At 69.2% G+C, this 23,195-nt stretch carries 23 protein-coding genes; all 23 read left to right on the top strand.

The features are described from left to right. The first annotated feature begins 70 nt into the window (after positions 1–70). Positions 71–910 carry an ATP-binding cassette domain-containing protein gene (locus ACQP1S_RS28130; protein ID WP_432900698.1) on the top strand — a complete coding sequence of 280 codons (840 nt, stop codon included), beginning with the start codon at positions 71–73 and terminating at the stop codon, positions 908–910. Then, entirely contained in the window at positions 907–1,593 is a 687-nt protein-coding gene (locus tag ACQP1S_RS28125; RefSeq protein ID WP_432900696.1) for a hypothetical protein, read from the top strand. The genes ACQP1S_RS28130 and ACQP1S_RS28125 overlap by 4 nt, the downstream gene beginning before the upstream one ends. Before the next feature lie 373 nt (positions 1,594–1,966). Further along, on the top strand, positions 1,967–2,515 hold the full coding sequence (gene rplJ, locus ACQP1S_RS28120; protein WP_091242053.1) for a 50S ribosomal protein L10: 549 nt from the start codon (positions 1,967–1,969) through the stop codon (positions 2,513–2,515). 54 nt (positions 2,516–2,569) lie between these two features. Further along, entirely contained in the window at positions 2,570–2,953 is a 384-nt protein-coding gene (rplL, locus tag ACQP1S_RS28115) for a 50S ribosomal protein L7/L12 (protein ID WP_091242050.1), read from the top strand. A 591-nt stretch (positions 2,954–3,544) separates the two neighbouring features. Further along, entirely contained in the window at positions 3,545–6,976 is a 3,432-nt protein-coding gene (locus ACQP1S_RS28110) for a DNA-directed RNA polymerase subunit beta (RefSeq protein WP_091242047.1), read from the top strand. 119 nt (positions 6,977–7,095) lie between these two features. Further along, complete coding sequence (locus ACQP1S_RS28105; RefSeq protein WP_432900693.1) at positions 7,096–10,986, top strand: DNA-directed RNA polymerase subunit beta'; 3,891 nt, start codon at positions 7,096–7,098, stop codon at positions 10,984–10,986. A gap of 133 nt (positions 10,987–11,119) precedes the next feature. Beyond that, a complete protein-coding gene (locus ACQP1S_RS28100; RefSeq protein ID WP_432900691.1) occupies positions 11,120–11,488 on the top strand; it encodes a hypothetical protein in 369 nt (122 codons plus the stop codon). A 608-nt stretch (positions 11,489–12,096) separates the two neighbouring features. After that, entirely contained in the window at positions 12,097–12,519 is a 423-nt protein-coding gene (locus ACQP1S_RS28095) for a hypothetical protein (protein WP_432908394.1), read from the top strand. 471 nt (positions 12,520–12,990) lie between these two features. Continuing rightward, positions 12,991–13,365 carry a 30S ribosomal protein S12 gene (gene rpsL, locus ACQP1S_RS28090; RefSeq protein WP_007465318.1) on the top strand — a complete coding sequence of 125 codons (375 nt, stop codon included), beginning with the start codon at positions 12,991–12,993 and terminating at the stop codon, positions 13,363–13,365. Position 13,366: 1 nt separating this feature from the next. Beyond that, positions 13,367–13,837, top strand: coding sequence for a 30S ribosomal protein S7 (rpsG, locus tag ACQP1S_RS28085; RefSeq protein ID WP_091242043.1), 471 nt, complete (start codon positions 13,367–13,369; stop codon positions 13,835–13,837). A gap of 75 nt (positions 13,838–13,912) precedes the next feature. Continuing rightward, positions 13,913–16,009 carry an elongation factor G gene (gene fusA / locus ACQP1S_RS28080; RefSeq protein ID WP_091242039.1) on the top strand — a complete coding sequence of 699 codons (2,097 nt, stop codon included), beginning with the start codon at positions 13,913–13,915 and terminating at the stop codon, positions 16,007–16,009. A 217-nt stretch (positions 16,010–16,226) separates the two neighbouring features. Beyond that, positions 16,227–17,420 (top strand): elongation factor Tu, encoded by a 1,194-nt coding sequence (gene tuf, locus ACQP1S_RS28075; RefSeq protein ID WP_091242035.1) that lies wholly within the window; start codon positions 16,227–16,229, stop codon positions 17,418–17,420. A 353-nt stretch (positions 17,421–17,773) separates the two neighbouring features. Continuing rightward, positions 17,774–18,082, top strand: a complete 309-nt coding sequence (gene rpsJ / locus ACQP1S_RS28070; RefSeq protein ID WP_007073037.1) for a 30S ribosomal protein S10 — start codon at positions 17,774–17,776, stop codon at positions 18,080–18,082. Positions 18,083–18,093: 11 nt separating this feature from the next. Further along, positions 18,094–18,759 carry a 50S ribosomal protein L3 gene (rplC, locus tag ACQP1S_RS28065; RefSeq protein ID WP_091242032.1) on the top strand — a complete coding sequence of 222 codons (666 nt, stop codon included), beginning with the start codon at positions 18,094–18,096 and terminating at the stop codon, positions 18,757–18,759. Further along, positions 18,756–19,436, top strand: coding sequence for a 50S ribosomal protein L4 (gene rplD, locus ACQP1S_RS28060; protein ID WP_432900687.1), 681 nt, complete (start codon positions 18,756–18,758; stop codon positions 19,434–19,436). Before rplC ends, rplD begins: the two co-directional genes overlap by 4 nt. After that, positions 19,433–19,735, top strand: coding sequence for a 50S ribosomal protein L23 (gene rplW, locus ACQP1S_RS28055; RefSeq protein ID WP_007465304.1), 303 nt, complete (start codon positions 19,433–19,435; stop codon positions 19,733–19,735). Before rplD ends, rplW begins: the two co-directional genes overlap by 4 nt. Positions 19,736–19,747: 12 nt before the next feature. Then, a complete protein-coding gene (rplB, locus tag ACQP1S_RS28050; protein ID WP_074314603.1) occupies positions 19,748–20,587 on the top strand; it encodes a 50S ribosomal protein L2 in 840 nt (279 codons plus the stop codon). Positions 20,588–20,599: 12 nt separating this feature from the next. Continuing rightward, positions 20,600–20,881: a 30S ribosomal protein S19 gene (gene rpsS / locus ACQP1S_RS28045; protein ID WP_088647003.1), complete on the top strand. Its 282-nt coding sequence runs from the start codon at positions 20,600–20,602 to the stop codon at positions 20,879–20,881. 39 nt (positions 20,882–20,920) lie between these two features. After that, complete coding sequence (gene rplV, locus ACQP1S_RS28040) at positions 20,921–21,379, top strand: 50S ribosomal protein L22 (RefSeq protein WP_091242021.1); 459 nt, start codon at positions 20,921–20,923, stop codon at positions 21,377–21,379. Further along, complete coding sequence (gene rpsC, locus ACQP1S_RS28035; protein ID WP_091242018.1) at positions 21,379–22,251, top strand: 30S ribosomal protein S3; 873 nt, start codon at positions 21,379–21,381, stop codon at positions 22,249–22,251. Before rplV ends, rpsC begins: the two co-directional genes overlap by 1 nt. A gap of 3 nt (positions 22,252–22,254) precedes the next feature. Beyond that, positions 22,255–22,680: a 50S ribosomal protein L16 gene (gene rplP / locus ACQP1S_RS28030; RefSeq protein ID WP_073834927.1), complete on the top strand. Its 426-nt coding sequence runs from the start codon at positions 22,255–22,257 to the stop codon at positions 22,678–22,680. Next, the gene (rpmC, locus tag ACQP1S_RS28025; RefSeq protein ID WP_013288628.1) at positions 22,680–22,916 is read left to right on the top strand and encodes a 50S ribosomal protein L29; all 237 of its coding nucleotides are present in this window, start codon (positions 22,680–22,682) and stop codon (positions 22,914–22,916) included. Before rplP ends, rpmC begins: the two co-directional genes overlap by 1 nt. Beyond that, positions 22,913–23,194 carry a 30S ribosomal protein S17 gene (gene rpsQ / locus ACQP1S_RS28020; RefSeq protein ID WP_091242012.1) on the top strand — a complete coding sequence of 94 codons (282 nt, stop codon included), beginning with the start codon at positions 22,913–22,915 and terminating at the stop codon, positions 23,192–23,194. The genes rpmC and rpsQ overlap by 4 nt, the downstream gene beginning before the upstream one ends. Position 23,195: the final 1 nt, after the last annotated feature.

Here is a 23,195-nt window from a genome sequence, read left to right as displayed (position 1 = left end):
TCCCGCGAAGGGCCCCGCCACGGATCGTGGCGGGGCCCTTCCGCATGTTCCGCTGTGGCAGGCTCCTCCCATGCGACTGGAGAACGTCCGGCTTCGATACGGCCGGGGTGGCCCGTGGGTGCTGCGTGGCGTCACGGCCCGGCTCGACCCGGGCGAGGTGGCGGTGGCGCTCGGCCGCAACGGGGCCGGCAAGTCGACCCTGCTGCAACTCTGCGCCGGGGTGCTGCGGCCGGTCCGGGGCCGGGTGGTCGACCGGCCCCGCCACGTCGGCTGGGTGCCCGAGCGGTTCCCCGCCGACCAGCCCTTCACGGTGACCCGCTATCTGACCGCCATGGGCCGGGTCGCCGGCCTGGGCCGGGCCGATGCCGATCGGGCCGTCGACCGGTGGACCGACCGGCTGGGCCTGCTCCCGTTCCGCGGGGTCCGCCTCCCCGACCTGTCCAAGGGCACCGCGCAAAAGGTCGGCCTGGCTCAGGCGATGCTGCGCACCCCGGGCCTGCTGGTCCTGGACGAGCCCTGGGAGGGCCTGGACTCCGCCGCCCGGGACCTGGTCCCCGAGTTGATCGACGAGGTGCTGGCCGACGGGGGAGCGGTCCTGGTCAGCGACCACCGGGGCGAGACGGTCCGGCTCCCCGGCGCCCGGCACTGGACGGTGGCCGACGGACTGGTCACCGAGGAGGCGACCACCGGCGATCCGGCCGTCGCCGTGGTCGAGGTCGCCGTGCCGGCCGCGCGGGTGGCCGGCACCGTCGCCCGGTTGCGCGCCGACGGCCACCACGTCCTGCGGGTACGCGAACCCACCGTCCCGCCCGCACCGGCGGCTGCGCCGCCCCCACCCGTTCCGCCCTCGGCTGGCGAGCCGGCGGGTGGTCCGGCGCGCAGTGGTCGTACGGGGGAGGTGGCCCGGTGAGCGCGCTGGTCCGGATGCGGCTGGCCGGCTTCCTGCGTACCGGGCGGGCACTGGCACCCGTGCTGGCCGGCCTGCTCACCCTCGGCGTCCTGTACGGCGGCGGCCCGGCCCGACCGGCCGAGGCGTACGGCGTCAGCGCCGTGGTGCTCTTTCCGGTGCTGGCCTGGCAGGCCAAGATCCTGCTGGACGTCGAACCGGACGTGCAGCGCCGGCTGGCGCGGGTGCTGGTCGGGCCGACCCGGGACCAGGCCGCCGGGCTGCTCGCGGCCATGGTCGCGGGGGTGGGCACGGTCCTGGTGGCGCTGGGCTTCCCCTGGCTGGTCGGCGGGGTGACCGTGCCGGGTCCGGGTGACCTGCCGCTGGCGGCGGTGCTGGCGCTCGGGCTCTGGGCCCACCTGCTCGCCCTGCTGCCGGCGGTGGCGTGGGGCGCCCTGGCCAGCCGGGCGCTGACCCGCACCGCCGGGTACGGCGTCGCGGTGCTCGCGGTGGGCGTGGTCGGCACCCTGGCGCTGGGCCTGCGCGGCTCGGTGGCGCCCTGGCTGGTGCCGCCGGTGCTGGCGACCGCCCGGGCGCTCGCCGGTTCCCTCCCGGCCGGCACCGCCCTGCTGCTCTCCGGCTGGGCGCTCGCCTGGGCCGGGGTGGCGCTGACCGGCTACGCCTGGTGGCGGCGGACCCGCCCCTGAAGGGCGGTGGGGTGGCGTGCGGCGGCCACACCGGACCCCGCCGCCCTGCGGTAAGGGGCGTCGGGGCCCGGTGCCCGGCGGCGATTTGGCGATGGGTGGACGCGTCGCGTAACCTGGGCCGGTAGTTCCACCCAGAGACCGCTGGTCACCGTGCCCCGGCACGGTCGAAGGCTCCGCGATGACGGGCGACCCGCGCAGGGCGGTAAGCGTAATACGGTTCCTCCCCGTGGTCTGCCGACCACGGTGATCGGCCCGGCCCTCGCCCCGCGCGCCCTGCGCCGGGGCTTTTTCGTTGTCGTGACGCCTCCGGTGCCGTCGCAGAGCCTCGTGCTCCTCGACGGCGACCAGCTCCGAGTAACGAGAGAGGAGGGACATGGCGGACAAGCCGATCCGGGCCGACAAGGCCACGGCCGTCGCTGAGCTGACCGAGAGCTTCCGTACCTCGGGCGCTGCGGTGCTCACCGAGTACCGTGGTCTGACGGTTTCCCAGCTCACCCAGCTGCGGCGCTCGCTCGGCAAGGAGACCACCTACACGGTCGCGAAGAACACGCTGGCGAAGCGTGCCGCGACCGAGGCGGGCATCTCCGGCCTCGACGAGCTGTTCACCGGTCCTACCGCGCTGACTTTCGTTTCGGGCGACGTCGTCGAGGCGGCGAAGGGTCTTCGCGACTTCGCGAAGGCCAACCCGAAGCTCGTCATCAAGGGCGGTGTCTTCGAGGGCAAGGCCATTTCCGCGGCCGAGGTCTCGAAGCTCGCCGACCTGGAGTCCCGTGAGGTGCTGCTGGCCAAGCTGGCCGGCGCGATGAAGGGCAACCTGAGCAAGGCCGCGGCCCTGTTCCAGGCACCGCTCTCCAAGGCCGCCCGTGCGGCGGCCGCCCTGGCGGACAAGAAGCGCGAGCAGGAGGGCGCCGAGGCGGCCTGAGGCCCTCCCGGCGCACCACGTTCTTAATTTTCATTGCGAGAAAGGACGCCAGACATGGCGAAGCTCAGCACCGACGAGCTGCTCGACGCGTTCAAGGAGATGACGCTGATCGAGCTCTCTGAGTTCGTGAAGCAGTTCGAGGAGACCTTCGAGGTCACCGCTGCCGCGCCGGTCGCGGTCGCCGCTGCCGGCGGCGCTGCCGCCCCGGCCGAGGCCGAGCCGGAGAAGGACGAGTTCGACGTCGTCCTCGAGGCCGACGGTGGCAAGAAGATCCAGGTCATCAAGGTCGTGCGTGAGCTGACCGGCCTGGGCCTCAAGGAGGCCAAGGACGCGGTCGAGGCCGCCCCGAAGGCGATCCTGGAGAAGGTCAACAAGGAGACCGCCGAGAAGGCCAAGGCCAAGCTCGAGGGCGAAGGCGCCAAGGTCACCCTCAAGTGACCTGAGGTCGACCTCGCGGGTCGACCTCCGCGGCTGTCCGGCTCGGTGAGCCGCAGCACACCGCAACCTGAACGGGCGGTGATCCGACAACGGATCACCGCCCGTCCTGCTTGGTGACTCCGGGTATCAGTGGCGTGAGCAGGGTGTTCGCACCGGCGGTGCGACGCGGCGGGGACGTCGGCGGGTAGCCCGTCCGTGGGAAACCCGGCGAGCAGCCGCGAGGAGGCTCTTGACGCGGCCCCGACCTGCCAGGCACGCTGACACCAGCAAGACCTTCCGCGCTTGCGACGGCCACCTCTTGGGCAATGGCTGCGGCAGCATCAGCAGCCGCTGCACCCGAGCGGCCCGACAGGAACGTCGCGTTCCGAGCGGCCCGGTGCGACCCCGGTTTTCCGGGGCCCCGAGGCACGTTCCGCGACGACCTGCGGGATGGGCTGGACAGCGGTTAGCCTCTCGGCTACACTGCTAGTTTGCGCTGCCTTCCGACTTGGCCCCTGCTCGGAAATGTCCGGTTACGGATATTTCTGGTGGGGTCATTGGAGTGCACGCGTACCAGCCGTTCTGCAGCACCGGTCCTCGGAAGGACGCATCTTGGCAGCTTCCCGCCCTGCGAAGACCAGTCGTACGTCGAGCGCTTTCGCTCCCCGCCGAGTTTCTTTCGGCAGGATCACCGAACACCTCGAGGTCCCCAACCTCCTCGCCATTCAGAACGAGTCCTTCGACTGGCTCGTCGGCAACGAGGCTTGGCAGGGCCGGTCGGCGGACGACCCGCACGCACGCTCGGGTCTCGCGGAAATCCTCGACGAGATCAGTCCCATTGAGGACTTCTCCGGCACCATGTCGCTGTCCTTCTCGGCACCGCGCTTCGACGAGGTCAAGGCCTCGATCGAGGAGTGCAAGGAGAAGGACCTGACCTACTGCGCCCCGCTGTTCGTGACGGCGGAGTTCACCAACAACACCACCGGCGAGATCAAGAGCCAGACGGTGTTCATGGGTGACTTCCCGATGATGACGCCCAAGGGCACCTTCATCATCAACGGCACCGAGCGCGTCGTGGTCAGCCAGCTCGTCCGGTCCCCGGGCGTGTACTTCTCCAAGGAGCCGGACAAGACCTCCGACCGCGACCTCTCCAGCGTCAAGGTCATCCCGAGTCGGGGTGCCTGGCTGGAGTTCGACATCGACAAGCGCGACACGGTCGGCGTCCGCATCGACCGCAAGCGCCGGCAGGCCGTCACGGTCCTGCTCAAGGCCATCGGTTGGTCCGCCGAGCAGATCCGCGAGAAGTTCGGCTGGTCCGAGCTGATGATGACCACGCTCGAGAAGGACCACATCGCCGGCCAGGACGAGGCCCTGCTCGACATCTACCGCAAGCTCCGCCCTGGCGAGCCGCCGACCCGCGAGAACGCCCAGACCCTGCTCGACAACCTCTTCTTCAACCCGAAGCGGTACGACGTCGCCAAGGTCGGGCGCTACAAGTTCAACAAGAAGCTCGAAGTGGCCGTGCCGATCACCACCGGCACGCTGACCGAGGACGACGTCGTCGCCACCGTGGAGTACCTCTGCCGGCTGCACGCCGGTGAGGACGGCTACGAGGCCGACGACATCGACCACTTCGGCAACCGTCGCCTGCGTACCGTGGGCGAGCTGATCCAGAACCAGGTCCGGGTCGGTCTTTCCCGGATGGAGCGGGTCGTCCGCGAGCGGATGACCACCCAGGACGTCGAGGCGATCACGCCGCAGACCCTGATCAACATCCGCCCGGTGGTGGCGGCGATCAAGGAGTTCTTCGGCACGTCGCAGCTGTCCCAGTTCATGGACCAGACCAACCCGCTGGCGGGCCTGACCCACCGGCGTCGGCTGAGCGCGCTCGGCCCGGGTGGTCTGTCCCGTGAGCGGGCCGGCTTCGAGGTCCGGGACGTGCACCCGTCCCACTACGGTCGGATGTGCCCGATCGAGACGCCGGAAGGCCCGAACATCGGCCTGATCGGCGCGCTGTCCACCTTCGCCCGGGTCAACCCGTTCGGCTTCATCGAGACGCCGTACCGGAAGGTCGTCGAGGGTCGGGTCACCGACCAGATCGACTACCTGACCGCGGACGAGGAGGACCGGTTCGTCAAGGCGCAGGCCAACGCGCCGCTGCAGGCGGACGGCACGTTCGCCGAGGACCGGGTGCTGTGTCGCCGTAAGGGTGGCGAGACCGAGGACGTGGTCCCCGGTGCCGTCGACTACATGGACGTGTCGCCGCGGCAGATGACCTCGGTCGCGACCGCGATGATCCCGTTCCTGGAGCACGACGACGCCAACCGCGCGCTGATGGGCGCCAACATGCAGCGTCAGGCGGTGCCGCTGGTCAAGGCGGAGTCGCCGCTGGTCGGGACCGGCATGGAATACCGTGCCGCGGTCGACGCCGGTGACGTGGTGGTGGCCGAGGTCGGTGGCATGATCGAGGATCTCTGCGCCGACTACATCACCATCCACCAGGACGACGGCCACCGCCGGACGTACCTGCTGCACAAGTTCCGCCGCTCCAACGCCGGCTCCTGCGTCAACCAGAAGCCGGTCGTCTTCGAGGGCGACCGCGTCGAGGCCGGCCAGGTCATCGCCGACGGTCCGTGCACCGACGAGGGCGAGATGGCGCTCGGACGCAACCTACTGGTGGCGTTCATGTGCTGGGAGGGTCACAACTACGAGGACGCGATCATCCTGTCGCAGCGCCTCGTGCAGCAGGACGTGCTCACCTCGATCCACATCGAGGAGCACGAGGTCGACGCCCGGGACACCAAGCTCGGCCCGGAGGAGATCACCCGGGACATCCCGAACGTCAGCGAGGAGATGCTCGCCGACCTCGACGAGCGCGGCATCATCCGGATCGGCGCCGAGGTCGTCCCCGGCGACATCCTGGTCGGCAAGGTCACGCCGAAGGGCGAGACCGAGCTGACCCCGGAGGAGCGGCTGCTGCGCGCGATCTTCGGCGAGAAGGCCCGGGAGGTCCGGGACACCTCGCTGAAGGTGCCGCACGGCGAGACCGGCACGGTCATCGGGGTGCGCACGTTCTCCCGCGAGGACGGCGACGAACTGCCGCCGGGCGTCAACGAGCTGGTCCGGGTGTACGTCGCCCAGAAGCGCAAGATCCAGGACGGTGACAAGCTCGCCGGCCGGCACGGCAACAAGGGCGTCATCTCGAAGATCCTGCCGATCGAGGACATGCCGTTCCTGGAGGACGGCACCCCGGTCGACATCGTGCTCAACCCGCTGGGTGTGCCGTCCCGGATGAACATCGGCCAGGTCCTGGAGACCCACCTCGGGTGGGTGGCCAAGACCGGCTGGAGCGTGGACGGCGACGACACCGACTGGAAGCGTCAGCTCCGGTCGATCGAGGCGCACGAGTCCGAGCCGGACACCAACGTGGCCACTCCGGTCTTCGACGGTGCCCGCGAGGAGGAGATCTCCGGTCTGCTCTCGTCGACCCTGCCCAACCGGGACGGCAAGCAGCTGATCGGTTCCTCCGGCAAGGCGCAGCTGTTCGACGGTCGTTCCGGCGAGCCGCTGCCCGACCCGATCGCGGTCGGTTACATCTACATCCTGAAGCTCAACCACCTGGTCGACGACAAGATCCACGCTCGTTCGACCGGTCCGTACTCGATGATCACGCAGCAGCCGCTGGGTGGTAAGGCGCAGTTCGGTGGCCAGCGTTTCGGTGAGATGGAGTGCTGGGCCATGCAGGCGTACGGCGCCGCCTACGCCCTGCAGGAACTGCTGACCATCAAGTCCGACGACGTCCTGGGCCGGGTCAAGGTCTACGAGGCGATCGTCAAGGGCGAGAACATCCCCGAGCCGGGCATCCCGGAGTCGTTCAAGGTGTTGCTCAAGGAGCTCCAGTCGCTGTGCCTGAACGTCGAGGTGCTCAGCAGCGACGGGGTGGCCCTGGAGATGCGCGAGACCGACGACGAGGTGTTCCGGGCCGCGGAGGAGCTGGGCATCGACCTGTCCCGGCGCGAGCCGAGCTCGGTCGAAGAGGTGTAGGTGGTGGCGGTGGGGGCCGGCCGACCCGCTCGGGCGGTCAGGCGTGAGCCCGACGCGAGTCGGTCGGCCCCCACCCCCGCCCGTGATCTAGCTGTACAGACGACGACATAGGGGACATAGTGCTCGACGTCAACTTCTTCGACGAGCTGCGCATCGGCCTCGCGACCGCGGATGACATCCGCCAGTGGTCGCACGGTGAGGTCAAGAAGCCTGAGACGATCAACTACCGCACCCTCAAGCCGGAGAAGGACGGACTCTTCTGCGAGAAGATCTTCGGCCCTCAGCGGGACTGGGAGTGCTACTGCGGTAAGTACAAGCGGGTCCGGTTCAAGGGCATCATCTGCGAGCGCTGCGGCGTCGAGGTGACCCGGTCCAAGGTCCGTCGTGAGCGGATGGGGCACATCGAGCTGGCTGCTCCGGTGACCCACATCTGGTACTTCAAGGGCGTGCCGAGCCGGCTGGGCTACCTGCTGGACCTCGCCCCCAAGGACCTCGAAAAGATCATCTACTTCGCCTCGTACGTCGTGACGAGCGTGGACGCCGAGGCGCGTCACCGTGACCTGTCGACGATCGAGAACGAGATCCTCGCCGAGAAGCGGCAGTCCGAGAACAGCCGTGACTCGGAGATCGAGAAGCGGGCCGCCAAGCTCGAGGCCGACCTGGCCGAGCTGGAGGCCGAGGGTGCCAAGGCGGACGTCCGGCGCAAGGTCAAGGAGGGCGGAGAGCGCGAGATGCGCCAGATCCGCGACCGGGCCCAGCGCGAGATCGACCGCCTCGACGAGGTCCTCGACACCTTCCGCAAGCTCGACTCGAAGCAGTTGGTCACCGACGAGCTGCTCTACCGCGAGCTGCGCGACCGGTTCGGCGAGTACTTCACCGGCGGCATGGGCGCCGAGGCCATCAAGGCGCTGGTCCAGAACATGGACCTCGGCGCCGAGGCCGAGAGCCTGCGCGAGACCATCCGCTCCGGCAAGGGCCAGCGGAAGATCCGCGCGCTCAAGCGGCTGAAGGTCGTCGCGGCGTTCCTGAACACCCGCAACTCGCCGCTCGGCATGGTGCTGGACTGCGTCCCGGTCATCCCGCCGGACCTGCGCCCGATGGTGCAGCTCGACGGTGGCCGCTTCGCGACCTCCGACCTGAACGACCTGTACCGCCGTGTGATCAACCGGAACAACCGGCTCAAGCGCCTGATCGACCTCGGTGCCCCCGAGATCATCGTCAACAACGAGAAGCGGATGCTCCAGGAGGCCGTCGACGCGCTGTTCGACAACGGCCGTCGTGGCCGGCCGGTCACCGGCCCGGGTAACCGCCCGCTCAAGTCGCTGTCCGACATGCTCAAGGGCAAGCAGGGCCGGTTCCGGCAGAACCTGCTCGGCAAGCGCGTCGACTACTCCGGCCGTTCGGTCATCGTGGTCGGCCCCAAGCTCAAGCTGCACCAGTGCGGCCTGCCCAAGCAGATGGCGCTGGAGCTGTTCAAGCCGTTCGTGATGAAGCGGCTGGTCGATCTCAACCACGCGCAGAACATCAAGTCCGCCAAGCGGATGGTCGAGCGTCAGCGCCCGGTCGTGTGGGACGTGCTGGAAGAGGTCATCGGCGAGCACCCGGTGCTGCTCAACCGTGCGCCGACCCTGCACCGCCTGGGCATCCAGGCCTTCGAGCCGCAGCTGGTCGAGGGCAAGGCGATCCAGATCCACCCGCTGGTCTGCACCGCGTTCAACGCCGACTTCGACGGTGACCAGATGGCGGTGCACGTGCCGCTGTCGGCCGAGGCCCAGGCCGAGGCGCGGATCCTGATGCTGTCGTCGAACAACATCCTCAAGCCGGCCGACGGCAAGCCGGTCACCATGCCCACCCAGGACATGGTCATCGGTCTCTACCACCTGACCCACCTGACCCCGGGTGGCACGGGCGAGGGCCGGGCGTTCAGCTCGGACGCCGAGGCGCGGATGGCGTTCGACGCGAGCGAGCTGCACCTGCAGACCCCGGTCAAGATCCGGCTGCGCGGCGTGGTCGGTGTCGACAACGGCGCCGGCGCCGAGCCCTGGGTCGCCCCCGAGGGCTGGGTCGAGGGTGAGGCCCTGACCGTGGAGACCACGCTGGGCCGGGTCCTGTTCAACGAGACGCTGCCGCAGGGCTACCGGTTCGTGAACTACGAGATCCGCAAGGGTCAGCTCTCCGCGATCGTCAACGATCTCGCCGAGCGCTTCCCGAAGGTGGCCCTGGCGGCCACCCTGGACGGCCTCAAGGAGGCCGGCTTCCACTGGGCCACCTGGTCCGGCGTCACCATCGGCATGGAGGACGTCATCGCTCCGCCGCGCAAGCGGGAGATCCTGGAGAAGTACGAGAAGGAAGCCGACCGGATCGACAAGCAGTACCAGCGTGGCCTGATGACCGCCGAGGAGCGTCGCGGCGAGCTGATCGAGATCTGGACCAAGGCGACCAACGAGGTCGCCAAGGAGATGGACACCGCGCTGCCGCAGGAGAACCCGCTGTGGAAGATGATCCACTCGGGTGCCCGCGGTAACCTGCTCCAGCTCCGGCAGATCGCGGCGATCCGTGGTCTGGTGGCCAACCCGAAGGGCGAGATCATCCCGCGGCCGATCAAGGCCAGCTACCGGGAGGGTCTGTCCGTGCTGGAGTACTTCATCTCCACCCACGGTGCCCGTAAGGGTCTGGCCGACACCGCGCTGCGGACGGCCGACTCGGGTTACCTGACCCGTCGTCTGGTGGACGTCTCGCAGGACGTGATCATCCGCGAGGAGGACTGCGGCACCGACCGGGCGATCCCGATGCAGATCGGCGAGCGGCTGGAGGGTGGCCGGCTGGTGGTGCACGAGCACGCCGAGACCAGCGTGCACGCCCGTACCCTGGCCGACGACATCAAGGGGCCGGACGGCACCGTGGTGGCCCACCGGGGTCAGGACATCAACTCCATCGGGGTCGACAAGATCGTCGCCGCCGGGGTGGAGACGGTCCGGGTGCGCAGCGTGCTCACCTGCGAGTCGAAGCTGGGCGTCTGCGGTGCGTGCTACGGCCGCTCGCTGCCGACCGGCAAGACCGTGGACGTCGGCGAGGCGGTCGGCATCATCGCCGCCCAGTCGATCGGTGAGCCGGGCACCCAGCTGACGATGCGTACCTTCCACACCGGTGGTGTCGCGGGTGAGGACATCACCCAGGGTCTGCCGCGTGTGCAGGAGATCTTCGAGGCCCGGGTCCCGAAGGGCAAGGCGCCCATCGCCGACACCCCCGGCCGGATCCGGATCGAGGACGGCGAGCGGTCCCGCAAGATCATCGTGGTGCCCGACGACGGCAGCGAGGAGATCGTCTACGACAAGATCTCCAAGCGGGTCCGGCTGCGGACCCACGACGGCGGTCACGTCGCGGTCGGCGAGAAGCTCACCGAGGGCACCATCGACCCGCACGAGCTGCTGCGGATCATGGGTCCGCGGGCGGTCCAGGTCCACCTGACCAGTGAGGTCCAGGAGGTCTACCGCTCGCAGGGTGTGCTCATCCACGACAAGCACATCGAGATCATCATCCGCCAGATGCTCAAGCGGGTGACGGTCATCGACTCCGGCTCCACGGAGTTCCTGCCGGGTGTGCTGGTCGACCGGGCGCTGTTCGAGTCGGAGAACCGCCGGCTCGTCGGCGAGGGTGGCGAGCCCGCCGCCGGTCGCCCGGTGCTGATGGGTATCACCAAGGCCTCGCTGGCCACCGACTCCTGGCTCTCCGCGGCCTCCTTCCAGGAGACCACCCGGGTGCTGACCGACGCGGCGATCAACTCGCGCAGCGACTCGCTGGTCGGCCTCAAGGAGAACGTGATCATCGGCAAGCTCATCCCGGCGGGTACCGGCATCAGCAAGTACCGCAACGTCCGGGTCGAGCCGACCGAGGAGGCGAAGGCCAAGGTCTACTCGATGACCGGCTACCCGGAGACCGACTACGGCTTCGGGCCGGCCAGCGGCCAGGCGGTTCCGCTGGACGACTTCGACTTCGGGTCGTACCGCTGAGCAACCTCTGACGAAGGCCCCCGGCACCACGCCGGGGGCCTTCGTCGTTTCCGGGGACCGGGGGGATCTCCGCCGGATCCGGGTCCGCCGGGGGAGTGCCCGGGGCGGCCGTCGGCCGGGCATGATGGTGGGCATGACGACCGCTGCGGGGCAGGTGCCGGTGGCGTACCAGCCGCCACGTCATCCGCTCGACCCCGACCCGGTGCGCGCCAGCAAGGCGCGGGCCGTCTTCGCGCTCGGGCTGATCGGGGCGCTGACCGGGCTCTTCGTCGGCGGGGTGGTGCCCGCCACGATCGCCCTCCAGTTGGCGCGGCAGGCCCGCCGGGAGGCGTACGCCTCGGGTGGGTTCCTCACCGGTGCGGCCTGGCTGCGGCGGGGGGAGCGGTTGGCCTGGGCGGGGTTGGTGCTGGTCGCGGTCGCGGTGGTGACACTGGTGGTGATCGGCGTGGTCCGGCTGGCCGGGTCCCCGTACGGGCAGGACTTCGCGCCGAACGTGGACTGACCCGTCGGGGTGATGATCCGGTGGGGGGCACCCGCGGTGCACGGCGGCGGTAGCCTGGCCGGTGTCCGTCGCGTGACGGTGGACCCCACATCGCGACAGGAGGACACCCCGTGACGGAACCGGCGCCGCCGTCGGGAGGCGACCCGGGCGGCCCGCCCGCCGGCTCCCCCGATCCCGGCAACGACGCCGTCGCGGCCCGCCCCGCCGGCACCGACCCGGTCGGCGTGGCCCGATCCCACCCGGGGTCCGTCGAACCGACCCGGTCCGACCACGGGTTCGGGGCATTCGGCCGGCCCGATCCGTGGGCCGCCGGCCCCTGGGGGACACCGTCCGTCCCCGGACCGGTCCATGGCGCCGGCATCCCGCCGGAGGCCGCTCCGATCGGGTACGCCCCGCCGCCGGCCTCCGCCGCCGGGCCGTTCCCCGCAGCGGGCTCCTCGTACCCCGCCGCGTCGCCGTACCCCGCTGCGGGTGGGGCGTATCCGGGGACCGGTGGGGCCTATCCCGGGGCGCACCCGGGGATGTCGTCCGGGTCGTACCCGGGACAGCTGGCGGGTGCGCCGGCCGGGACGGGCTGGCGGACGCCCTCGGGGCACGGACCCGGGGCGCTGCCCCCGCCGCCGCCGGACGCCCCCCGCGTCCCGAGGCGGGTCGACCCGGTCCCCGGCACGCCCTTCGCGGTGGTGCACCTGGACGTCCCGGCGGTCACCTCCGGCCTGGCGGTGGGGTCGCTGATCGCCGGGGTGGCGTCGATCCTGGTGTCGTTCCTGGTGATCTGCTTCGGCGTGGGGGGAGCGCGGCTCGGCGGGGCGTGGGCGGCCGGCGCGTTCACCGTGCCCGGCGCGCTGGCCGGCGCGGCGGCGATCGTCGCCGGTCTGCTGGCCCGCCGCCAGATCCGCCGGGCCGCGCCGCCTCCGGCGGTGCGGTTCACCGGTCGGGGCCTGGCGACGGCCGGGATCAGCTGTGGTGGGGTGGGGCTGGTGCTCAGCCTGCTGGGGCTGGGACTGGCGTTGCTGGTGCAGCTGGCGTGACCCCCGTCGCCCGGGGGCGACGGGCTGCGGCACGCGGCAGCCGGTACACTGGAGGTCCTAGGGGCCCGCCACGGGCGAGCAGACCAGGGCGCACGGCGCGACCGACGGGGATCTGAGACCCGTCGGACCAGCCCGTTTTGACCTGCGAGGCTGTGGTAGGTACTCTTTCCCCTTGCGCCCGGGCATGCCCGGGCGACTCGTGCGTGCGCGGGACCCGGATTGATCCGGAGATCCAGCGGCCGTACGACACAGCCCAGGACCCGGCGTGCGGACGATCACGCGCCGGTGACAGAAACCCGGTGCGCGCGTGAGCGACCGCGCCGGAACCGCGAATCAGGCGACACGCCCGACCGCGGGTGCCGGGACTTCCGTGAGGCGGTCCCGGTCGGAATGTAGGAGAGTCGGCCATCAGGTCGGCTAACGAGCAGACGGCGCGGTCGCGTGAGCGGCCGAAGGGAGCGGAGAAACCCGGTGCCCACCATTCAGCAGCTGGTCCGAAAGGGCCGCCAGGCCAAGACGACCAAGACCAAGACCCCGGCGCTGAAGGGATCCCCTCAGCGGCGCGGTGTGTGCACCCGCGTGTACACCACCACCCCCAAGAAGCCGAACTCGGCGCTCCGCAAGGTCGCTCGTGTCAAGCTCAGCAGCCAGATCGAGGTGACCGCCTACATCCCGGGCGTGGGTCACAACCTGCAGGAGCACTCGATCGTGCTCGTCCGCGGCGGCCGGGTGAAGGACCTCCCCGGCGTGCGTTACAAGATCGTCCGCGGTTCGCTGGACACCCAGGGTGTCCGCAACCGCAAGCAGGCGCGCAGCCGTTACGGCGCGAAGAAGGAGAAGAGCTGACATGCCGCGTAAGGGACCCGCTCCGCGGAAGCCGCTGGTCGCTGACCCGGTGTACAACTCGCCTCTGGTCACCCAGCTGGTCAACAAGATCCTGATGCGCGGTAAGCGTCAGCTCGCCGAGCGCATCGTGTACGCGGCCCTGGAGGGCTGCCGCGAGAAGAGCGGCACCGACCCGGTCGTCACCCTCAAGCGGGCGATGGACAACGTCAAGCCGACCCTCGAGGTGCGCAGCCGCCGTGTCGGTGGCGCCACCTACCAGGTGCCGGTCGAGGTCCGCCCGGCCCGGGCGACCACCCTCGGTCTGCGCTGGCTGGTGACGTACTCCAAGGCCCGTCGTGAGAAGACCATGATCGAGCGGCTGATGAACGAGCTGCTGGACGCGAGCAACGGTCTGGGCGCCGCCGTCAAGCGGCGCGAGGACACCCACAAGATGGCGGAGTCCAACAAGGCCTTCGCGCACTACCGCTGGTAACAGCCTGGTTCCGGCGCCGGACCGGCGCCGGAACCGCCATCGGTCGAGTCGAGACGACGATAAGTAGGGATTGAAGTGGCCGCCGCAGACGCGCTCGCCAACGTACGCAACATCGGCATCATGGCGCACATCGATGCCGGTAAGACCACGACCACCGAGCGGATCCTGTTCTACACCGGTATCACCTACAAGATCGGTGAGGTCCACGAGGGCGCTGCCGTCATGGACTGGATGGAGCAGGAGCAGGAGCGTGGCATCACGATCACCTCTGCTGCTACCAAGTGTGAGTGGAAGGGCCACACGATCCAGATCATCGACACGCCCGGTCACGTCGACTTCACGGTCGAGGTCGAGCGGTCGCTGCGGGTGCTGGACGGTGCGGTCGCGGTCTACGACGGCGTCGCCGGCGTGGAGCCGCAGACGGAGAACGTCTGGCGGCAGGCCGACAAGTACCACGTCCCGCGGATGTGCTTCGTCAACAAGCTCGACCGCACGGGCGCGGACTTCTTCCGCTGCGTGCAGATGATGATCGACCGGCTCAACGCCACCCCGCTGGTGCTCCAGATCCCGATCGGGCTCGAGGGCGACCACATCGGTGTCGTCGACCTGATCGGCATGCGCGCCCTCACCTGGCGCGGGGAGACCCAGAAGGGTGAGGACTACGCGATCGAGGAGATCCCGGCCGACCTGGCCGACTCCGCGGCCGAGTGGCGCGAGAAGCTGATGGAGACCCTGGCCGACGTCGACGACGCGGTGATGGAGAAGTACCTGGAGGGCGAGGAGATCTCCGTCGAGGAGATCAAGGCCGCCATCCGGCGGGCCACCATCGCCAGCAAGGCCAACCCGGTGCTGTGCGGCTCGGCGTTCAAGAACAAGGGCGTGCAGCCCATGCTCGACGCCGTGGTCGACTTCCTGCCGTCGCCGCTGGACGTTCCCGCCATCGAGGGTACGGCCACCGACGGGGAGACCCCGCTGCTGCGCAAGCCGTCGAAGAACGAGCCGTTCTCGGGCCTCGCCTTCAAGATCCAGACGGACAAGCACCTCGGCAAGCTCACCTACGTCCGGGTCTACTCCGGCCTGCTCGAATCCGGTTCCCAGGTGGTCAACTCCACCAAGGACCGCAAGGAGCGGATCGGCAAGATCTACCAGATGCACGCCAACAAGCGGGAAGAGCGTCCATCGGCGCAGGCCGGCGACATCATCGCGGTGCAGGGTCTCAAGCAGACCACCACCGGCGACACGCTCTCCGACCCGGCGAACCCGGTGATCCTGGAGTCGATGACCTTCCCGGAGCCGGTCATCTCGGTGGCGATCGAGCCGAAGACCAAGTCCGACCAGGAGAAGCTCGGCACCGCGATCCAGCGGCTGGCCGAGGAGGACCCGACCTTCCGGGTCCGGCTCGACGAGGAGACCGGTCAGACGGTCATCTCCGGCATGGGCGAGCTGCACCTGGACATCCTGGTCGACCGGATGCGCCGCGAGTTCAACGTCGAGGCCAACGTCGGCAAGCCGCAGGTGGCGTACCGCGAGACCATCCGCCGCAAGGTGGACAAGGTCGAGTACACGCACAAGAAGCAGACCGGTGGCTCCGGCCAGTACGCCCGCGTCATCGTGAGCATCGAGCCGCTGCCGCTGGACAACGAGTCGCCGACCTACGAGTTCGTCAACGCGGTCAGCGGCGGTCGTATCCCGCGGGAGTTCATCCCGTCGGTCGACGCCGGCGCGCAGGACGCCATGCAGTACGGCATCCTGGCGGGCTTCCCGCTGGTCGGCGTCAAGCTGAGCCTGCTGGACGGTCAGTACCACGAGGTCGACTCGTCGGAAATGGCATTCAAGATCGCCGGCTCCATGGTGATGAAGGACGCGGCCCGCAAGGCCGACCCGGCATTGCTCGAGCCGATGATGGCCGTTGAGGTCACCACTCCTGAGGAGAACATGGGTGACGTCATCGGCGACCTCAACTCCCGCCGCGGCATCATCCAGGCGATGGAGGAGCGCAGCGGCGCCCGCATCGTGAGGGCTCTGGTGCCGTTGTCGGAGATGTTCGGCTACGTCGGCGACCTGCGGTCGAAGACCCAGGGCCGGGCTAGCTACAGCATGCAGTTCGACTCCTACGCCGAGGTTCCGCAGAGCGTGGCGAAGGAGATCATCGCCAAGGCGACGGGTGAGTGACGCTCACCCGCTGCTGATCCGGTGAGCCGGGGCAGGTCGCGGGCGGGAATCCCACCCGCGACCACCTCGGTCGGGTTGTATGAATCCGGGCCTGTAGGCTTCATCGCCGCAGAACCCACCAAGCTCTCCGGCCGAAGGCCGGAAAGGCTGTCGACAGAGTCCTAAGCGCCGTCCGGCGCGCCGGGGCGCGAACCAAGAAGTCCACAGGAGGACACCAGTGGCGAAGGCTAAGTTCGAGCGGACTAAGCCGCACGTCAACATCGGCACCATTGGTCACATTGACCACGGTAAGACGACGCTGACGGCGGCCATCACCAAGGTCCTGCACGACCAGTACCCGGACCTCAACCCGTACACGCCGTTCGACCAGATCGACAAGGCGCCGGAGGAGAAGGCCCGCGGCATCACGATCTCGATCGCACACGTCGAGTACCAGACCGAGTCGCGGCACTACGCGCACGTCGACTGCCCCGGGCACGCCGACTACATCAAGAACATGATCACCGGTGCCGCCCAGATGGACGGCGCGATCCTGGTGGTCGCGGCGACCGACGGTCCGATGCCGCAGACCCGCGAGCACGTGCTGCTGGCCCGTCAGGTCGGTGTGCCGTACATCGTCGTGGCGCTCAACAAGAGCGACATGGTCGACGACGAGGAGCTCCTGGAGCTCGTCGAGCTCGAGGTCCGTGAGCTGCTGTCGGCGCAGGAGTACCCGGGTGACGACCTGCCGGTCGTCCGGGTCTCGGCGCTGAAGGCCCTCGAGGGTGACCCCGAGTGGACCGGTCGCCTGCTGGAGCTGATGAACGCGGTCGACACCGCGATCCCGCAGCCCGAGCGCGAGACCGAGAAGCCGTTCCTGATGCCGATCGAGGACGTCTTCACGATCACCGGTCGTGGCACGGTCGTCACGGGTCGCGCCGAGCGCGGCATCCTCAAGCCGAACGAGGAGGTGGAGATCGTCGGCATCCGCGAGAAGTCGCAGAAGACGGTCTGCACCGGCATCGAGATGTTCCGCAAGCTGCTCGACGAGGCCCGCGCGGGCGAGAACGTCGGGCTGCTGCTGCGTGGCATCAAGCGCGAGGACGTCGAGCGCGGCATGGTGGTCGTCAAGCCGGGCACCAGCACCCCGCACACGGAGTTCGAGGCGACGGTCTACATCCTCTCCAAGGAGGAGGGCGGCCGGCACACCCCGTTCTTCCAGAACTACCGCCCGCAGTTCTACTTCCGGACCACGGACGTCACCGGTGTCGTCACCCTCCCCGAGGGCACCGAGATGGTCATGCCGGGCGACAACACCACGATGGCCGTGAAGCTCATCCAGCCCATCGCGATGGAGGACAACCTCAAGTTCGCGATCCGCGAGGGTGGTCGTACGGTCGGCGCTGGTCGCGTCACCAAGATCATCAAGTGAACTAGGTAACCCCGATTAGCGTTGCCGCCGGTCGTGCGGCATACTAGTCAGGTTGCGTAACGACGGTTAGTCGCCCGTGTCCGGCGTAAGTTGGACCTCCGGGACACTGACAATCGCGCGTAGGGTGGTTGATCGCCCCTGGCGGTCAACCACCCTCGCACGGCGTCCAGATCGCTGTGATGCGATCGGCGCCTTGACCCACCGTGTGGTCAGAGAGCCGCTCCGGAGACTCGGGGTGGAGTCTGGTCCGAGGGCGCGACACGCCCGACCGCGGGGGTCGGCGAAGCGGGCCTGTGCCAGCCGGTACAGGCGCCCGCAACACAGCGGCATCGAGAGAAGGAACAGAAGCCACCATGGCGGGACAGAAGATCCGCATCCGGCTCAAGGCCTATGACCACGAGGTCGTCGACTCCTCGGCGCGGAAGATCGTCGAGACGGTGACGCGCACCGGGGCGCAGGTCGCGGGCCCGGTGCCGCTGCCCACGGAGATCAACCGTTTCTGCGTCATCCGCTCGCCGCACAAGTACAAGGACTCGCGCGAGCACTTCGAGATGCGTACGCACAAGCGGCTGATCGACATCATCGACCCGACCCCGAAGACGGTCGACTCGCTCATGCGCCTCGACCTGCCGGCTGGCGTCGACATCGAGATCAAGCTGTAGGGACCGGACAAATGGACAGGCAAGTCAAGGGGATCCTGGGCGCCAAGCTCGGTATGACCCAGGTCTGGGACAACAACAAGGTTGTGCCCGTGACCGTGGTTCAGGCCGGCCCGTGCGTCGTCAGCCAGGTGCGTAGCGCCGAGAAGGACGGTTACTCCGCGGTCCAGCTCGCCTACGGCACGATCGACCCGCGCAAGGCCAAGAAGCCGCTCAGCGGGCACTACGCCAAGGCGGACGTGGCGCCGCGCCGGCACATCGTCGAGCTGCGCACCTCGAACGCCGCGGACTACTCGCTGGGGCAGGAGGTCACGGTCGAGGAGTTCCCGGTCGGCGTGACCATCGACGTCACCGGCAAGACCAAGGGCAAGGGCTACGCCGGCCCGATGAAGCGGCACGGCTTCCACGGCCTGCGCGCCAGCCACGGTGTCGAGCGCAAGCACCGCTCGCCGGGCTCCATCGGCGCCTGCGCGACCCCGGGTCGCGTCTTCAAGGGCACCCGGATGGCGGGCCGGATGGGTGGCGTGCGCTACACCGTCCAGAACCTGACCGTCCAGGCGGTCGACACCGAGAACAACCTCCTGCTCGTCCGTGGTGCCATCCCCGGCCCCAAGGGCGCGCTGGTCCTGGTCCGCACCGCGGCCAAGACGAAGGCGAAGAAGGGCGGTGTGGCCAAGTGACCACCGTTGACGTCCGCAACGCCGAAGGCGCCACGAGCGGCTCCGTCGAGCTGCCGGCCGACATCTTCGACGTCCAGGCCAACATCGCGCTGATGCACCAGGTCGTGGTGGCTCAGCTCGCGGCGGCCCGGCAGGGCACCCACAAGGTCAAGACCCGCGGCGAGGTCGCCGGTGGCGGCAAGAAGCCGTACAAGCAGAAGGGCACCGGTCGGGCCCGGCAGGGCTCGATCCGCGCGCCGCAGTTCGCCGGCGGTGGCGTGGTCCACGGCCCGGTGCCGCGCGACTACAGCCAGCGGACCCCGAAGAAGATGAAGGCCGCCGCCCTGCGTGGCGCCCTCTCCGACCGGGCCCGCGCCGGCCAGGTGCACGTCGTCGAGGCGTTCGTCTCGGGCGAGAAGCCGTCGACCAAGACGGCGCTGGCCACGCTGGGCAAGCTGACCGAGGCCCGTCGGGTCCTGGTCGTGCTGAGCAGCACCGACGAGCTGAACTGGGTGTCGCTGCGCAACGAGCCGCGGGTGCACCTGATCGAGTCCGGCCAGCTCAACACGTACGACGTGCTGGTGGCCGACGACGTGGTCTTCACCAAGGACGCCCTGGACGAGTTCCTGGGCGTGCCCGCGGAGGCCGGCCCTGCGGCCGAGTCCGCCGCCGAGACCACCGAGGAGGGTGGCAAGTGAGCACGATCGCCGACCCGCGGGACATCATCGTCGCGCCGGTCGTCTCGGAGAAGAGCTACAGCGAGCTGAACCGGAACTGGTACACCTTCCTGGTGCACCCGGACGCGAACAAGACCGAGATCAAGATCGCTATCCAGCAGATCTTCAACGTCCGCGTCCTGACGGTCAACACGCTCAACCGCCAGGGCAAGCGCAAGCGCACCAAGACCGGCTTCGGTCAGCGCAAGGCGACCAAGCGGGCGATCGTGAAGCTGGCTGACGGTGACCGTATCGAGGCCTTCGGCGGCCCGGTCAGCTGAGGGGTGTAGACAATGGCTATCCGTAAGTACAAGCCGACGACGCCGGGCCGACGCGGCTCCAGCGTCGCCGACTTCGCCGAGATCACCCGGTCCACGCCGGAGAAGTCCCTGCTGGCTCCGCTGCCCAAGAAGGGTGGTCGCAACGCCCACGGCCGGATCACCACCCGGCACCACGGCGGCGGCCACAAGCGGCAGTACCGCCTGATCGACTTCAAGCGGGTCGACAAGGACGGCGTGCCGGCGAAGGTCGCGCACATCGAGTACGACCCGAACCGCACCGCGCGCATCGCGCTGCTGCACTACGCCGACGGCGAGAAGCGCTACATCCTCGCGCCGAAGGACATGAAGCAGGGCGACCGGGTCGAGTCCGGTCCGGGCGCCGACATCAAGCCGGGCAACAACCTGCCGCTGCGCAACATCCCGGTAGGTACCACCATCCACAACGTGGAGCTGCGTCCGGGCGGCGGCGCCAAGCTGGCCCGTTCGGCCGGCGTCGGCATCCAGCTGCTCGGCCGGGAGGGCGTCTACGCGACCCTCCGGATGCCGTCCGGTGAGATCCGGCGGGTCGACGTGCGCTGCCGCGCCAGCGTCGGCGAGATCGGCAACGCCGACCAGTCGAACATCAACTGGGGCAAGGCCGGCCGGATGCGGTGGAAGGGCAAGCGCCCGACCGTCCGTGGTGTCGCGATGAACCCGGTCGACCACCCGCACGGTGGTGGTGAGGGTAAGACCTCCGGTGGTCGTCACCCGGTGAACCCGCAGGGTAAGCCCGAGGGCCGCACCCGTCGTAAGGGCCAGCCGAGCGACCGGCTGATCGTCCGCCGCCGCTACGCCACGCGTAAGCGCGGCTGAGGGAGATAGAGCATGCCTCGCAGCCTGAAGAAGGGCCCGTTCATCGACGACCACCTTCTCAAGAAGGTGGAGACGCAGAACGACAAGGGCTCCAAGAACGTCATCAAGACCTGGTCGCGCCGCTCGACGATCATCCCCGAGATGCTCGGGCACACGATCGCCGTGCACGACGGACGCAAGCACGTCCCGGTGTTCGTGACCGAGGCCATGGTCGGGCACAAGCTCGGCGAGTTCGCGCTGACCCGCACGTTCAAGGGTCACGAGAAGGACGACCGGAAGAGCCGCCGGCGCTGAGCCGCGGGCATACGGATAGAGGAACAAGGGGTTACAGCGATGCCAGGAAAGGGCGACGCTCCGGTGCTTCCGGGCGCGCGGGCGGTTGCGCGACACGTGCGCATCTCGCCGATGAAGGCGCGCCGGGTGGTCAACCTCGTCCGCGGCCTGCCCGCGAAGGAGGCGCTCACGGTGCTGCAGTTCGCGCCGCAGGCGGCGAGCGAGCAGGTGTACAAGGTGCTCGCGAGCGCGATTGCCAACGCGGAGAACAACGAGCGGCTGGACCCCGGCGCGCTGCTCGTCAGCGAGGCGTTCGTCGACGAGGGCCCGACCATGAAGCGGTTCCGGCCGCGGGCGCAGGGCCGGGCGTACCGGATCCGCAAGCGCACCTGCCACATCACCGTGGCGGTCGAGGCGGTCGCGCCGGCTGCGGCGAAGAAGTCCGCAGCGAAGAAGGCGGCGCCGGCGCAGCAGGCCGAGCCCGCGGCGACCGAGAGTAAGACGGAGGGTGCCGAGTAATGGGTCAGAAGGTTCACCCCACTGGATTCCGGCTCGGCATCTCGACCGACTGGAAGTCCCGCTGGTTCGCGGACAAGCTCTACAAGGACTACATCGGCGAGGACGTCAAGATCCGCCGGATGATGTCCAAGGGGCTCGAGCGCGCCGGCATCTCCAAGGTCGACATCGAGCGCACCCGGGACCGCGTCCGGGTCGACATCCACACCGCCCGGCCGGGCATCGTCATCGGCCGTAAGGGTGCGGAGGCCGACCGGATCCGCGGCGAGCTGGAGAAGCTCACCGGCAAGCAGGTGCAGCTGAACATCATCGAGGTGAAGAACCCCGAGTCGGACGCGCAGCTGGTCGCCCAGGGCGTCGCCGAGCAGCTCTCCAGCCGGGTCAGCTTCCGTCGGGCCATGCGCAAGTCCATGCAGTCGGCGATGAAGAACCCCGTCTGCAAGGGCATCCGGGTGCAGGTCTCGGGCCGTCTCGGCGGCGCCGAGATGAGCCGGACGGAGTTCTACCGCGAGGGTCGGGTCCCGCTGCACACGCTGCGGGCCAACATCGAGTACGGCTTCTTCGAGGCCCGTACCACCTTCGGCCGGATCGGCGTGAAGGTCTGGATCTACAAGGGCGACGCCGTCCCGGGCCGGGAGGCTCCGGCCGAGGCCGGTCCGTCCCGCCCGCGTCGTGGTGAGCGTGGCGACCGCCCCGAGCGGCCGCGTCGTGGCCGGTCGGGTTCGTCCGGTACGACCGCCGGCGGTACCGAGGCCGGCCGGGCTGCCGCGACCACCATCGCGCAGCAGGCCGAGACGCCGAGTGGTGAGCCGGTCGACAGCTCCGCTGTCGCCGCGGCCGTCACCCAGCCGGCAGAAACGCAGCAGGAGGGCTGACAGATGCTGATGCCGCGCAAGCCCCCGAAGGGCTTCCGCAAGCCGCACCACCCGGACCGCCACGGCGCGTCCAAGGGTGGTAACCGGGTGGTGTTCGGCGAGTTCGGGATCCAGGCTCTCGAGCCGGCGTACGTGACCAACCGGCAGATCGAGTCGGCTCGTATCGCCATGACCCGGCACATCAAGCGTGGTGGCAAGGTCTGGATCACGATCTTCCCGGACCAGGCCCTCACCAAGAAGCCGGCCGAAACCCGGATGGGTTCCGGTAAGGGCTCGCCCGAGTGGTGGGTCGCGAACGTCAAGCCGGGGCGGGTTCTCTTCGAGATGTCCTTCCCCAACGAGCAGATCGCGCGAGAGGCGATGCGTCGCGCGATCCACAAGCTCCCGATGAAGTGCCGCATTGTTACGCGCGAAGTGGGTGAATCCTGATGGCAGCGGGCGTCAAGCCTTCCGAGCTGCGTGAGCTCTCCGAGGAGGAGCTGGTCACGAAGCTGCGCGAGGCCAAGGCGGAGCTGTTCAACCTCCGCGTGCAGGCCGCGACCGGTCAGCTGGACAACAACCGGCGGTTGCAGGTCATCCGTCGGGAGATCGCCCGGATCTACACGATCATGCGTGAGCGCGAGCTGGGTCTCTCGGCCGCGCCGACTGAGGTGACTGCATCATGAGCGAGACCGAGAACACCACCGCTGCCGTGCGGGCCCGCCGTAAGGTTCGTGAGGGCCTGGTGGTCAGCGACAAGATGGACAAGACCGTCGTGGTCGAGGTCGAGGACCGGGTCAAGCACGCGTTGTACGGCAAGATCATGCGCCGTACCCGCAAGCTGAAGGTGCACGACGAGCCGAACGCCGCCGGCATCGGCGACCGGGTCCTCATCATGGAGACCCGGCCGCTGTCCGCCACCAAGCGTTGGCGGATCGTGGAGATCCTCGAGAAGGCCAAGTAGC

Source organism: Micromonospora matsumotoense (assembly GCF_050951065.1).
Lineage (GTDB): Bacteria > Actinomycetota > Actinomycetes > Mycobacteriales > Micromonosporaceae > Micromonospora > Micromonospora matsumotoensis.
The sequence above is the reverse complement of the archived record's forward strand: the minus strand, read 5'-3'. Positions and strand labels throughout refer to the sequence as shown.

Coding starts and splice junctions, on each gene's coding strand:
- rpsJ (WP_007073037.1), top strand. CDS start 17,774: ATGGCGGGACAGAAGATCCGCATCCGGCTCAAGGCCTATGACCACGAG.
- rplB (WP_074314603.1), top strand. CDS start 19,748: ATGGCTATCCGTAAGTACAAGCCGACGACGCCGGGCCGACGCGGCTCC.
- rpsQ (WP_091242012.1), top strand. CDS start 22,913: ATGAGCGAGACCGAGAACACCACCGCTGCCGTGCGGGCCCGCCGTAAG.
- ACQP1S_RS28100 (WP_432900691.1), top strand. CDS start 11,120: ATGACGACCGCTGCGGGGCAGGTGCCGGTGGCGTACCAGCCGCCACGT.
- rpsC (WP_091242018.1), top strand. CDS start 21,379: ATGGGTCAGAAGGTTCACCCCACTGGATTCCGGCTCGGCATCTCGACC.
- rplL (WP_091242050.1), top strand. CDS start 2,570: ATGGCGAAGCTCAGCACCGACGAGCTGCTCGACGCGTTCAAGGAGATG.
- rpmC (WP_013288628.1), top strand. CDS start 22,680: ATGGCAGCGGGCGTCAAGCCTTCCGAGCTGCGTGAGCTCTCCGAGGAG.
- rplP (WP_073834927.1), top strand. CDS start 22,255: ATGCTGATGCCGCGCAAGCCCCCGAAGGGCTTCCGCAAGCCGCACCAC.
- ACQP1S_RS28130 (WP_432900698.1), top strand. CDS start 71: ATGCGACTGGAGAACGTCCGGCTTCGATACGGCCGGGGTGGCCCGTGG.
- rplC (WP_091242032.1), top strand. CDS start 18,094: ATGGACAGGCAAGTCAAGGGGATCCTGGGCGCCAAGCTCGGTATGACC.
- rplV (WP_091242021.1), top strand. CDS start 20,921: ATGCCAGGAAAGGGCGACGCTCCGGTGCTTCCGGGCGCGCGGGCGGTT.
- rpsG (WP_091242043.1), top strand. CDS start 13,367: ATGCCGCGTAAGGGACCCGCTCCGCGGAAGCCGCTGGTCGCTGACCCG.
- rplJ (WP_091242053.1), top strand. CDS start 1,967: ATGGCGGACAAGCCGATCCGGGCCGACAAGGCCACGGCCGTCGCTGAG.
- rpsS (WP_088647003.1), top strand. CDS start 20,600: ATGCCTCGCAGCCTGAAGAAGGGCCCGTTCATCGACGACCACCTTCTC.